Source organism: Bradyrhizobium oropedii (assembly GCF_020889685.1).
Lineage (GTDB): Bacteria > Pseudomonadota > Alphaproteobacteria > Rhizobiales > Xanthobacteraceae > Bradyrhizobium > Bradyrhizobium oropedii.
Genome location: NZ_JACMYO010000088.1, coordinates 1 through 12,608, shown reverse-complemented (window position 1 = coordinate 12,608; position 12,608 = coordinate 1). Strand labels below are relative to the sequence as shown.

The 12,608-nt window shown below is 65.6% G+C and carries 12 protein-coding genes; 8 read left to right on the top strand and 4 right to left on the bottom strand.

Features of this window, described 5'->3' with window-relative positions; translation table 11 throughout:
* Positions 1–108: 108 nt before the first annotated feature.
* Both H8A95_RS23635 and metG read right to left on the bottom strand, forming a co-directional pair.
* The gene (locus H8A95_RS23635; protein WP_229185261.1) at positions 109–1,107 is read right to left on the bottom strand and encodes an NAD(P)H-quinone oxidoreductase; all 999 of its coding nucleotides are present in this window, start codon (positions 1,105–1,107) and stop codon (positions 109–111) included.
* A 69-nt stretch (positions 1,108–1,176) separates the two neighbouring features.
* Complete coding sequence (gene metG / locus H8A95_RS23630; protein ID WP_229185260.1) at positions 1,177–2,856, bottom strand: methionine--tRNA ligase; 1,680 nt, start codon at positions 2,854–2,856, stop codon at positions 1,177–1,179.
* A gap of 268 nt (positions 2,857–3,124) precedes the next feature.
* Here metG and H8A95_RS23625 point away from each other — a divergent pair, with 268 nt between their 5' ends.
* On the top strand, positions 3,125–3,316 hold the full coding sequence (locus H8A95_RS23625; RefSeq protein WP_050631350.1) for a DUF1192 domain-containing protein: 192 nt from the start codon (positions 3,125–3,127) through the stop codon (positions 3,314–3,316).
* Between the two features lie 605 nt (positions 3,317–3,921).
* Positions 3,922–4,434, top strand: a complete 513-nt coding sequence (gene rcdA, locus H8A95_RS23620; protein ID WP_163158233.1) for a protease adaptor protein RcdA — start codon at positions 3,922–3,924, stop codon at positions 4,432–4,434.
* 16 nt (positions 4,435–4,450) lie between these two features.
* On the opposite strand, the gene pdxR is transcribed toward rcdA, so the two are convergent.
* Complete coding sequence (gene pdxR / locus H8A95_RS23615; RefSeq protein ID WP_229185259.1) at positions 4,451–5,971, bottom strand: MocR-like pyridoxine biosynthesis transcription factor PdxR; 1,521 nt, start codon at positions 5,969–5,971, stop codon at positions 4,451–4,453.
* Positions 5,972–6,068: 97 nt separating this feature from the next.
* Between pdxR and H8A95_RS23610 the strand changes: the two genes are divergently transcribed.
* Together H8A95_RS23610 and H8A95_RS23605 are read left to right on the top strand one after the other, a co-directional pair.
* Entirely contained in the window at positions 6,069–6,695 is a 627-nt protein-coding gene (locus H8A95_RS23610) for an FMN-binding negative transcriptional regulator (protein ID WP_229185258.1), read from the top strand.
* Between the two features lie 241 nt (positions 6,696–6,936).
* Complete coding sequence (locus tag H8A95_RS23605) at positions 6,937–7,554, top strand: LysE family translocator (protein WP_229185257.1); 618 nt, start codon at positions 6,937–6,939, stop codon at positions 7,552–7,554.
* 144 nt (positions 7,555–7,698) lie between these two features.
* Here the strand turns inward: H8A95_RS23605 and rpmE are convergent, their stop codons facing one another.
* Positions 7,699–7,926 carry a 50S ribosomal protein L31 gene (gene rpmE, locus H8A95_RS23600; RefSeq protein ID WP_016845230.1) on the bottom strand — a complete coding sequence of 76 codons (228 nt, stop codon included), beginning with the start codon at positions 7,924–7,926 and terminating at the stop codon, positions 7,699–7,701.
* 192 nt (positions 7,927–8,118) lie between these two features.
* On the opposite strand from rpmE, the gene H8A95_RS23595 reads away from it, so the two are divergent.
* The 4 genes from H8A95_RS23595 to H8A95_RS23580 all read left to right on the top strand — a co-directional run.
* Positions 8,119–9,975, top strand: coding sequence for an ABC transporter ATP-binding protein/permease (locus H8A95_RS23595; RefSeq protein WP_229185256.1), 1,857 nt, complete (start codon positions 8,119–8,121; stop codon positions 9,973–9,975).
* 145 nt (positions 9,976–10,120) lie between these two features.
* Positions 10,121–10,513, top strand: coding sequence for a hypothetical protein (locus H8A95_RS23590; RefSeq protein WP_229185255.1), 393 nt, complete (start codon positions 10,121–10,123; stop codon positions 10,511–10,513).
* A 151-nt stretch (positions 10,514–10,664) separates the two neighbouring features.
* Positions 10,665–12,155, top strand: a complete 1,491-nt coding sequence (locus tag H8A95_RS23585; protein WP_229185254.1) for an amidohydrolase family protein — start codon at positions 10,665–10,667, stop codon at positions 12,153–12,155.
* Position 12,156: 1 nt separating this feature from the next.
* Positions 12,157–12,608 (top strand): CobW family GTP-binding protein (locus H8A95_RS23580; RefSeq protein ID WP_229185253.1); only part of this gene is annotated, 452 nt, incomplete at its 3' end.

The following is a 12,608-nucleotide window of genomic DNA, read 5'->3' as shown; positions in this document are numbered from 1 at the left end:
GCGATCGACAAACTGCCCGGGCCCGGCGACCGGCCCGGAGGTGGCGCGATAAATGACACGAAAGCGAAGGGAATCAAAGGGTTTCCGCCCCTGCTTCCATGGCGAGAGTTAAACCACCAACACAATTTTGCCAATATGTTCGCTGGTCTCCATGCGCCGGTGCGCATCGGCGGCCTTTTCCAGCGGGAATGTGCTGTCCATCAGCGGTTTGACGCGTCCTTCGCGCAGCAGCGGCAGCACCTTTGCCTCGATTGCCGCGACCATCGCCGCCTTGTCCGCATTACTACGGGGGCGCAGGGTCGAGCCGGTGTGGTGCAGCCGCTTGACCATCAGCTTGGCAAAATTGGCTGTGGCCTTCGGTGTTCCCGACAGGAACGCGATCTGGACGATGCGGCCTTCGACGGCGGCAGCGTCATAGTTCCGGTCGATATAGTCGCCGCCCACCATGTCGAGGATGACGTTGGCGCCGGCACCGTCGGTCGCCTTTTTCACCGCCTCGACGAAGTCCTTGGTCTTGTAATTCACCGCGTAATCGGCGCCGAGCTTGAGGCAGGCGTCGGCCTTGTCCTGCGAGCCGACGGTGACGATCACCTTGGCACCGAACGCCTTGGCGAGTTGGATCGCCATCGTGCCGATGCCCGACGAGCCGCCGTGGATCAGCAATGTTTCGCCGGCCTGCAGCGCGCCGCGTTCGAACACATTGTGCCACACCGTCATCAGCGTTTCCGGGGTAGCGCCGGCTTCCTGCATCGACAGTGAGGGCGGCACGGTCATCGCCTGCGCGTCCTGCGCGATGCAATATTGCGCGTAGCCGCCGCCGGCGACGAGCGACATCACCTTGTCGCCGATCTTGTGCTTTGCGCCTTCGCCGAGCGCGACGACTTCGCCTGCGATCTCGAGGCCGGGCAGGTCGCTTGCGCCGGGCGGCGGCGGATACGAGCCGGAGCGCTGCGCGACGTCGGGACGGTTGACGCCGGCGGCCGCGACCTTGACCAGGATCTCCCCGGCCTTCGGCACCGGCAGCGCGCGGGTCTCGGGCACCAGCACCTCCGGGCCACCGGGCTTGCTGATGGCAACGACGGTCATTTGCGCGGGCAGATTGGGCATGGTGTGTCCCTGGTCAGTGGAGAGGATTGGCGGATGGCATACCGCCTTTTCCAACGAAGCGAAACGCCGTTAAGCCCCGAACCGGGCCGTCAGATGCGCGACCTTCTCGGAGCTGATTTTCTCGACCGGCAGGCCGAGCCTGGCGACCGGCGTGCCGGCACCGCTATTCAGCAACGGAAGGAGTGGGCCAGTGGGCCAGCGCGGCACGGCATTGTTGCAGCCAAACGCGCCGAGCACGCGCTCGGACAGGTTTGGCACGATGCTCCACCCCAGCGTCGCGCAGAGCGCAACAAGATTGAGCCCGACGCGGGTGATGACCGCCGCGCGTGCCGGATCGGACTTGATCGCCGTCCAGGGCGCCGTGTGTTGCTGGTAAGCGTTCGCCGCATCCCAGATCGCGCGCGTTGTGGCCGCGCCGGCGCGAAACTCCAGTGCCGTGTGATGGCGGTGCAACGCCTTGATGCGCTGCTCCAGATCGTGTGCGAGCCGCAGCTCAGTTTCACCGGGTGCGCCGCCCTCCGGAATGCGGCCATCGAAGGCGAGATGCGCGAAGCTGACGATGCGGTTGACGAGGTTGCCGAAGATGTCGGCGAGATCCTTGTTCACATCGGCAACAAATCTGCTGACGCCAAAATCGGTATCGGCGCTTTCTGGCGCGTTGGCGATCAGCCACCAGCGCCAGAGATCGGCCGGCAATTCTTCCAGTGCCGCGTCGGTGAAGATGCCGCGCTTGCGGCTGGTCGAGAACTTGCCGCCCTCGAAATTGAGCCAGTGGAATCCCTTGATGACGTCGGCGGTCTTCCACGGCTCGCCGGAGCCGATCAGCGTTGCCGGAAAACTCACGGTGTGGAACGGGATGTTGTCCTTGCCGAGAAACTGGATGTAGCTGACCTCATCAGCTTGCCACCACCATTCCTTCCAGTCGCGGCCGGGCGCGGCGGCCGCCCATTCCTGTGTGGCCGCGATGTAGCCGATCGGCGCATCGAACCAGACGTAGAACACCTTGCCGTCAAAGCCCTCGCGCGGCACCGCGATGCCCCAGGCGAGATCGCGGGTGATGCAGCGATCGCGCAGCTCGGCATTGAGCCAGCTCTTCGCGGTCGACACCACGAAGGGCGGCCACCCGGTGCGGCTGTCGATCCATGCGTCGATGCTGTCGACGAGTTGCGACTGGCGCAGGAACAGATGACGGCTCTCGCGGATATCGAGCGCGCGGTCACCTGATAGTGCCGAGCGCGGATCAATGAGCTCCGGCGGGTCAAGCAGCGTCCCGCAATGGTCGCATTGATCGCCGCGCGCCGATCCATCGCCGCAATGCGGGCAGGTGCCGAGCACGTAGCGGTCGGGCAGGAAGCGCCGGTCGGCCGGCGAGAACACTTGCCGCGAAATGCGCGCCTCGATCAGCCCGGCTGCGTCGAGCCGGCGATAGAAGTGCTGCGTCAGCGCATGGTTGTGCGACGAACTGGTGCGGCCGAAATGATCGAAGGACAGGCCAAAGCGCCGGTAGATGTCGGCCTGGACCGCGTGCTGCGTGTCGCAGAACGCGCGGACGTCCTGTCCTGCCTCTATGGCGCCGAGCTCGGCCGGCGTGCCGTGCTCGTCGGTCGCGCAGATGAACAGCACGTCGTCGCCGATTTGTCTTCGGAAGCGGGCGTGGACGTCGGCGGGCAGCAGCGAGCCTATGAGATTGCCGAGATGCTTGACGCCGTTCACGTAAGGAAGGGCGCTGGTAATGAGAATTTTGGTCATGGGTCAGGGTCTTTCGCGTTTGCTGATGCCGACCCCGAAAATCAAACCGGAAAAATCAAAAGCCCTCCCGCGTGATCGGAAGGGCTTGGGGTCGGCTCATGCCTGGCGCGCAGGCGCACTATCCCGTCCGGTCAAACTCCTTGCGGTCGGGCCGGGGCATTCGCGTCAGATGTTGCGTGCACACGAAAGTCACTGCAAAATTCTCCTTGTCCCAAAATCTATCATCTCTGGACGCGAGGCGCCAGATCATCATTGCCGGGAGGGCAACATGCCGATTGAGGATGACGACCGGCCGAAGAAAAAGATCAGCCACGAGATCGGACAAGATCTCTACCTGCTGTCGGTCGAGGATTTGACCGAGCGGATCGCGCTGCTCAACGCAGAAGTCGATCGATTGAAAGAGGCGATGTCGAAGAAGCGCGCGTCGAAGGACGCCGCGGACGCGTTCTTCAAGTCGTAGCGCTGCGCTCCATTCGTTCTCGTAGCCCGGATGAAGCGAAGCGCAATCCGGGGCAGGTTATCCGCGAATGGATCTTTCCCGGATTACGCTGCGCTCCATCCAGGCTACGCAGCTGCGACATCACGTCGTCCCGGACAAGCGAGCGGAGCGAGCGCGATCCGGGACCCATAACCACCGCTGCTCCTCATTGTGTAGGGTTGGGCCACAGCCTCGTGCAACGCGGGCACCGGTGGTTATGGGCCCGGCCTTTGCCGGGACGACGCGTGGGGGATCAGCGAGGGACTGTCCCAAACTAGGTCAATGACCGACATGGCAAACAAAGCCTGAAGAAATCCGTTCATTTACGATCGGTTAAGCTTTCTCGATTATGACTGCATTGTCCTCGTTTGGACACCGAGTGGCTCCTGTCCACTCTGTTTGACGCCTCCCTGTTATCAACTTCAAAAGCCGCCGGAAACGGCGGCTCTTTTTTGTGCGTCCTATCCCTTGGAAACCATAAATCCGGTTGCGGCTGGACTCTTCGGCGCGCCCGCGCAATGATTTGTTCATCATAAGCTGGCGCGTGAGATGCCAGCGGGCGTTAAGATGGTGTGAGGGCGTTAACCATGGCGGATCGTTCCCAGAACGAAGCCGGGCTTGTGCTGTTCAGTGAGCGGCTGACCAATTCTGCGGCATTCGGCGTGCTGTTCCGGGAAGGCATGGACCTGGTCGAGCAGACCGCCGCCTATCTCGACGGCGACGGCCGCACCGAGGCCAAGGCGCTGGAACGGTCTGTCAGCCTGACCTATGCCACCGAAAGCATGCGCCTGACCACGCGGCTGATGCAGCTCGCGTCGTGGCTGCTGCTGCATCGCGCGGTCAAGGAAGGCGAGATGACGCTGACCCAGGCCAATCGCGAGAAGACCAAGGTGAAGCTTTCGGCCGCCGATCCCGGCCCGGTCGATATGGTCACCAAGCTGCCCGAGCAATTGCAGCAGCTGATCACCCGCTCGATGGATCTGCAGGCGCGCGTCCGCCGCCTCGACACCACGATCCACGCGCCGGCGCCGGATCGCTCGACGATCGGCAATCCGCTGGTGCCGCAGCTCAACCGCCTCAAGGCCGCGTTCGAGCAGTAAGATTCGAACCGTCAAATCAGTGTGAAACTTGAGTGCGGCGTGGTTTGGCCGGCCGCTGCGGCGTGTGCTGATCGATCACCTGCCGCAGCCGTATTACGGCCGCCTCCAGCTCCTCCGGTTCGAAGCCGCCGAAGCCGAGCATGAGGCCGGGCCGCGCTGCTGCCTCGTACATCGGTGAGATCGGCCGCACGACGATGCCGTCGGCGAGTGCTGATTTCGCCAATTGCACATCATCGAAGCGCTGCGGCAGCCACAGCAGCAGATGCATGCCCTGGTCGCTTGGTTGCAGCGTGACGTCCTCGGGCATGTGTCGCTCGAGCGCCGCGATTAGTGTCGCGCGCCGCGCGGCATAGACGCCGCGGATGCGCCGGATATGCGCTTCGAACAGCCCCTCGCGCATGTAGGCCGCCAGCACGTGCTGGTCGGCGGTCGGCGAATGCCGGTCGAGCAGGGCGCGTGCGCCGGCGAAGGCGTCGATTAGCGGCGAAGGCGCCACGACATAGCCGAGCCGCAGCGAGGGGAACAGCACCTTGCTCAGCGTGCCCAGATAGATCACGCGCGACGGCGCGAGGCCCTGCATGGACGGAAAGGGATGACCGGCGTAGCGCAGCTCGCTGTCGTAATCGTCCTCGACGATCCACGCGTTGCTTCGCTGCGCCCAAGCCACCAGCGCGTTGCGGCGGGCCATGCTCAAGGGCATGCCGAGCGGATATTGATGCGAGGGCGTCACGAACGCCGCGCGTGCCTGCGGGCAGGCCGCGATGGCGGCCTCGACGTCGATGCCCTGCGCATCAACGCACACACGTGTCGTGACGAGATCAAGATCGTCGAGCACCGCCGTCATGCCGGGATAGGCGGGATCCTCGGCCCAGACGCGATCGCCCGATGACAGCAGCACGCGGCCGGCGAGATAAAGTCCCTGCTGCGTGCCGGCCGTGATCACGACCTGCCCTGGCTCGCAATGCACCGCGCGGGATTTCCGCACATAGTCCGCGATCGCCTGCCGCAGCTCCATCAGGCCGCGCGGATCGCCGTAGCTCGCAGGCGCCGCCGCCCGCGATGCACGCACACGGTTGCCGAGGCGGCGCCAATTGTCGTCAGGCGCGACCGCGCCACCGGGGACTGCGATCGCAAACGGGATTTCGGGCATCGGCGTGAAGGCCGCCACCACTTTGGCGAGCCGCATCGCGCGCGGCGGCAACTGGATCGGTGCGGGCTTGTCGGGGCCGCGACCAGCCGACGGGCGAACGGGCTGCGCCTGTTCGGCAAGCGTCGGCGCGACGCGGGTCCCGGCGCCGACCTGCGATTCCAGATAGCCCTCGGCCTGCAACTGCTCGAAGGCTTCCGCGACCGTGCCGCGGGCAACGCCGAGCGAGGCCGACAGCGCGCGGGTCGACGGTAGCAATTCCCCGGCCTTCAGTTCGCCCCTCGCGATCGCGGCGCGCAAGGCTTGAGCAATCTGCCGTCCGACCTGTCCGGTGGCGCGATCGACCGCGCCGAGCGAGGGGATGCTGATCGTGGCGCGCAGACGGGGCATAGTGGACCAGTCATTGTGATCGAAAGTGGCTCTTATCATAGGCCACTTCGGCGCTATTGTGCGAGCAGCAATTGATGAGGTCTGCCAGAGGTCTGCCATGTACCTGCCGCCGCATTTCAAGATGGAAGAGCTCGGCCCGATCCACGCCGCGATGCGGGCGTCACGGCTCGCGACGCTGGTCACCGCGACCGCGGACGGGCTGATCGCAACCCCGCTGCCGCTGATCCTCAATGAAAACGAGGGCGACTACGGCACGCTGTACGGCCACGTCGCGCGGCCGAATCCGCAGTGGAAGCTGCCTGCGCTGAGCGAGGCGATGGCGATCTTCATGGGCCCCGACGCCTATGTGACGCCGTCCTGGTATGTGACCAAGGCCGAGCACGGCAAGGTGGTGCCGACCTGGAATTACGTCGCCGTGCACGCCTATGGTGCGGCCGAGTTCTTCGAGGATGCCGACCGCCTGCTCGACGTCGTGACCCGGCTGACCGCGCTGCACGAGAAGTCGCGCAAGGAAGCCTGGCAGGTCAGCGATGCGCCCGATGATTTCATCAAGGCGCAGCTGCGCGGCATCGTCGGCTTCCGGATGCCGATCACGCGGATCGACGCCAAGAAGAAGATGAGCCAGAACCGCAAGCTCGAGGATCGCACCGGGGTGATCGCGGGACTTGAGGCAAGCGACAGTCCGACTGATCGCGAGGTCGCGGCGATGATTCCGGCGAATTAGGGCGAGATGAGACCGCTTCGAGCCGCGGACTTCGCTTCACCTCGCCCCGCGTGCGGGGAGAGGTCGGAACGCATCGTCAGATGCGTTCCGGGTGAGGGGGGTCTCCGCAAACGTAGCTATCACAGAATACGCGGAAGCAGCCCCTCACCCCAACCCTCTCCCCGTAAGAACGGGGCGAGGGAGCGCAGCGCCGTCGCTATTCGATCCGAACTCAGCACGGCTAGACGAGACGAAGCCTTCGATGGAATTGTACCTTGCCTTCGCGATCACGACCGCGACCTTTGCGCTGATCCCAGGTCCAGCCATGCTCTACGCCGCGGCCCGCACTTTGGCGGGCGGCCGGCGTGCGGGGCTGATGGCATCGCTCGGCCTGCACCTCGGCGGCTATGTCCATGTCATCGCGGCCGCCGCCGGCCTCGCTCTTCTATTTCACGCGGTGCCGCCGCTGTTCACAGCGATGAAGCTTGCCGGTGCGGCCTATCTGGTCTGGCTCGGGCTGTCGCTGTTCCGCGATCGCGACAATACGAAGCGTCCCACGCTTGCGCCGCTCTCCGCTGAGCGCGCTTTCGCGCAAAGCATCGTCGTCGAGGTCTTGAATCCGAAGACCGCGATCTTCTTCCTGGCGTTCCTGCCGCAGTTCGTCGATGCGTCGGCCGGCCTGCCGGTCTGGGCCCAGCTGTTCCTGCTTGGCACGACAGTCAATTTGACGTTCTCGGCGGTCGATATCGTCTGCGTGTTCTTCGCCAGCGCCGTGATGTCGAAGCTGCAGCGCTCGCGCAGGTCGCAGCGGATCATGCAGCGGATCGGCGGCAGCATCCTGGTCGCGCTTGGCGCGCGGCTCGCCTTCGGGGATCGCTAGGGGCACGGCCTTCGCCGGGACGACGACGTGGAGAGAGCGGCGCGGTTGTCCATCCAGCCGATCCGGAGCGCGCCCCAAAAACAAAAACGCCCCCGAGATGGGGGCGTTTTGCGTTCGACCACAAGGGCGATCCCGAAGCGGACTTTAGTCCTTCTTGAGGAAGCCCGAAAACTTCTTCTGGAAGCGCGAGACACGGCCGCCGCGGTCCATCAGCTGCTGGGTACCGCCGGTCCAGGCCGGGTGCGACTTGGGGTCGATGTCGAGGTTCAGCGTGTCGCCTTCCTTGCCCCAGGTCGAGCGGGTCAGGTACTCGGTGCCGTCGGTCATGACGACCTTAATCGTATGATAATTCGGATGAATATCGGCTTTCATGACAGTTCCTTCGGCGCGCGGCGCCCATCTCAAGACATTCAGGTACGGGATTTGGGCGGCTCTATAACGCATGGAGCCCCCCAAAACAAGCCAAGAAAGGGCTTAAGCCCATCACCGGATTGGGACTTTACCGGATTTGCCAGCCGGGGGTCGGCAGGCCTATGTGGGGGGCGATAGAACCGGTCTAGATTGATGAGCGTAGCTGAACAGCTTGAGACCCCTCGCGGCACCCCGCAGCCTCCGCGCGACGCGTTGCTCGATGAGGAAGCCTTTATCGAGAGCCAGATCACGGAGCCGGCGAAGAGCCGTGCCCGCCTGCGGCCGCTGCTTGCGCTCGCGCCCTATGTCGCACGCTACAAGGGGCGGGCGATCCTCGCGCTGATCTCGCTGACGATCGCGGCGATCACCACGCTGATCGTGCCGGTCGCGGTGCGGCGGATGATCGACATGGGCTTCACGCCCGAAGGCATCGCGATGATCAACAGCTATTTCAGCGTGATGATCGCGGTGGTCGCGGTGCTCGCCTGTGCCAGCGCCTCGCGCTACTACCTCGTGATGACGATCGGCGAGCGCATCGTCGCCGATCTCCGGCGCGACGTGTTCGCGCATCTGATCTCGCTGTCGCCCTCGTTCTTCGATTCCGCGCGGTCGGGCGAACTGGTGTCGCGGCTCACCGCCGACACCACCCAGATCAAGTCCGCGGTCGGCGCCTCGGTGTCGATCGCGCTGCGCAATCTGATGCTGTTTTTCGGCGCCGCCGCGATGATGGTGATCACGAGCCCAAGGCTGTCCGGTTTCGTGCTGCTCGCTATCCCGATCATCGTGATTCCGCTGGTGGCGTTCGGCCGCTGGGTGCGGCGGCTGTCGCGCACTGCCCAGGACACGCTGGCCGATGCCAGCGCCTATGCGAGCGAGCTGGTCAACGCGATCCGCACCGTGCAGGCCTATACCGGCGAGCGGCTCGCCAGGACGCGTTTTGCCGGCGAGGTCGAGCAGGCCTATCAGGCCGCGCGCAGCTCGACCAAGGCCCGCGCGGTCTTGACGCTGATCGTGATCTTCATCGTGTTCGCGAGCGTGGTGGTGATCCTCTGGGTCGGCTCGCACGACGTGCTGGTCGGCACCATCAGCCCGGGCCGGCTCGGCCAGTTCATTCTCTATACGGCGTTCGCCGCGAGTGGCCTCGGCCAGCTCAGCGAGGTCTGGGGCGAGGTCTCGGCCGCCTCGGGTGCCGCCGAACGGCTGTTCGAGATTTTGCGGGTCAAGCCGGAGATCGCGGCGCCCGCTTCGCCGCGCGCCCTGCCGCAGCCGGCGCGCGGCGATGTCGGCTTCGACAATGTCAGCTTCGCCTATCCGACGCGTCCCAATGCGCTGGCGGTCGACGGCGTGTCGCTGAACGTCGGATCGGGCGAGAAGGTCGCGATCGTCGGGCCGTCGGGCGCCGGCAAGAGCACGCTGTTCCATCTGCTGCTGCGCTTCTACGATCCGAAATCGGGCACCATCTCGCTCGACGGCGTGCCGATCCGGCAGGCCGATCCGGCCGACGTGCGCGCGCGCATCGCGCTGGTGCCGCAGGATTCCGTGGTGTTCGCCGCGAGTGCGCGGGAGAACATCCGCTTCGGCCGGCCCGATGCCACCGACGCCGAGGTCGAGCGCGCCGCCGATCTCGCCCACGCCACCGAATTCCTGCGCCGGCTGCCTGACGGCTTCGACGCCCAGCTCGGCGAGCGCGGCGTGACGCTGTCGGGCGGCCAGCGCCAGCGCATCGCGATCGCCCGCGCCATCCTGCGCGATGCGCCGCTGCTGCTGCTGGATGAAGCGACCTCGGCGCTCGACGCCGAGAGCGAGACGCTGGTGCAGACCGCGCTCGAGGAATTGATGCGCCACCGCACCACGCTTGTCATCGCGCATCGCCTCGCAACCGTGCTGTCCTGCGACCGCATCCTTGTCATGGACCAGGGCCGGATCGTCGAGCAGGGTACCCATGCCGAGCTGGTCGCCGCCAATGGCCTTTACGCGCGGCTGGCGCGTCTGCAGTTCGAGGGGATTTGAGCGAATTGGGACGCGCCGCCTATGCGATTCCTATGCGATCGCGCGTGCGCTCCCCTCGAAAACCTATTCCCGCGCAAGGATAGTCGCGCCGCGCCCGACCTCCCTCGACGGCCGAAGGAGGTCAGGCACGCGGGGTGTTCGACTGATGCGCGAGGACGCGACTGAACCGGAGAGCAAGCTGCTCCGTGCCTGGCAGCTTGCCGTCCTGCGCTTCGCAGTGAGCCTCGACGACGACGATCGGATGCACGCGCTCGGTGTGGCCGGCGAGGTCGACCGGCTGGGTGGTGCGGTCGATGACGCCTTCCACTTCTTCCGCAGGACGACCGCGGAGCTGTGCGCGGCGATCTCCGGTCGGGGCGCGGATCAGGACGGCGTCGTCGGGCGATTCCTGGCACAGATCGACGACGTCAGGCTCAAGTGCGCGGTCGAAGCGGCGATTGCCAAGGACCGCACGCCGCCCAAACTCGTGGCGAGCCGCATCAAGCCCGGCAACGATCTCTGGCGGGGGCTGCCGTCGCGGCGTGCAACCGGAACGTAGGGAGGGGCTTTCGGCAATCGCCATCACGGCGCGGCGGATATTCCGCCAGAGCATGTCACCACAACCCTGACCCGGTTGCTGCAATCAGTGCGATGCGCTTCTCTGTGCCCGACGAGAGACCGGTCGGATTCGGAATGCGGGGAGTGGCGAGATGGGTGGTTTGGTGATCAGCGGCGGCCGGGTGGTGGATCCGGCCAGCGGAATGGACGCGGTCGGCGACGTCGCCGTCGTCGACGGCAAGATCGCCGCTGTGGGCACCGGGCTCGGTGGCGCGGAACGGCAAATCGACGCGACCGGACTCGTGGTGGCACCCGGCTTCATCGACCTGCACGCGCATGGCCAGACCATTCCGGCCGACCGCATGCAGGCCTTCGACGGGGTGACGACATCACTCGACCTCGAAGCCGGCGTGTTGCCGGTGGCGTCCTGGTACAAGCGCCAGGCCGAGAAGGGCCGGGTGCTGAACTACGGCGCCGCCGCCAATTGGGCGTTCGCGCGGATCGGCGCGATGACCGGCTCGAATTCGGAAAGCTCGCTGGAATCGTTCGGCGCAGCGATGCGGGATCGGCGCTGGATCGAGAACGTCGCGACCGAAGGCGAGGTCGGCGGCATCCTCGAGCGTCTCGCCAACGGGCTGAACGAGGGTGGTATCGGCATCGGCATCCTCAACGCCTATGCGCCGGGCGCGGGCGTGCAGGAATTGACCGCGGTGTGCCAGCTCGCGGCTGATCGTGCGGTGCCGACCTTCACCCACGTCGCCTACATGTCGCGCATCGACCCCGAGAGCGCGGCCGAAGCCTATATCCGCTTGATCGGCTATGCCGGCGCCACCGGCGCGCACATGCACATCTGCCACTTCAACTCGTCGAGCAAGACGGATATCGAACGCTGCGTTGCGCTGATCGCCAAGGCGCAGGCGCAGGGTCTGCCGATCACGGTGGAGGCCTATCCCTACGGCACCGGCTCGACGGTGCTGGCGGCGACCTTCTTCAGCGATCCGAAATTCGAGGAGCGCAACGGCCTCGGCTATGATTCGGTGCAGCGCGTGACCGACGGTCACCGCTTCGGCAGCCGCGAGGAGCTGCTGGCGGCGCAGGCCGAAGAGCCCTCGACGCTGGTGCTGTGGCATGTGCTCGATATCGAGAACAACGCCCATCATCGTGATCTGCTCGACATGGCGGTGCTGTATCCGGGCGGCGCGATCGCCTCCGACGCGATGCCGTGGACATTGTCGGATGGTCGGCCCTACACCGGTGACGCTTGGCCGCTGCCTGACGATGCCACCTCGCATCCGCGCTCGGCGGGCTGCTTCACCCGCTTCATCCGCGAATGGGTGCGCGAGCGCAAGAAAGTGTCGTTGCTCGAGGGCATCCGCAAATGCGCGCTGATCCCGGCGGAAATCCTGTCCGCAAGCACGCCGGCGATGCGCGCCAAGGGCAGGCTGCAGGCGGGTGCCGACGCCGACGTCGTGGTGTTCGACTACGAGACGCTGAGCGACCGCGCGACCTTCTCGGCGATGAATCGTCCGGCGGAGGGCGTGCGGCATCTCGTGGTCAGTGGACAGCCGTTGATCAATGATGGCGTTCTCGATGTCGCGGCGCGTCCCGGCCGGCCGGTGCGCCGGCCCGTCGCTGGGGGCTGAGGTGCCGGTCCCGATCCTGCTGGTCGCGGGTTTTCTCGGGGCGGGCAAGACCACGGTCGTCAACCATCTGCTGGCGCATGCGCAAGGCAAGCGCATCGCTGCCGTGGTCAACGATTTCGGCGCGATCAATATCGATGCCGAATTGATCGCCGGCGCCAGCGACGGCGTGGTCAGCCTGAGCAATGGCTGCATCTGCTGCACGCTGGAGGGCGATCTGCTGCGCACGCTTGCGACGCTGCTGCGGCGTGATCCGCGTCCGGAGTTCATCGTGATCGAGACGAGCGGGATCGCCGACCCCGCGGACATCGTGCGCAACCTGATGGATCCGGTGATCTGGAAGGAGGCGCCGCTGGAGACTGTATTATGCGTGGTCGATGCGACGCAGCCTGCCGCGATGTTGGACGATGCGCTGCTGCGCTCGCAGCTGCGGGCGGCCGATGTGGTGGCGCTGAG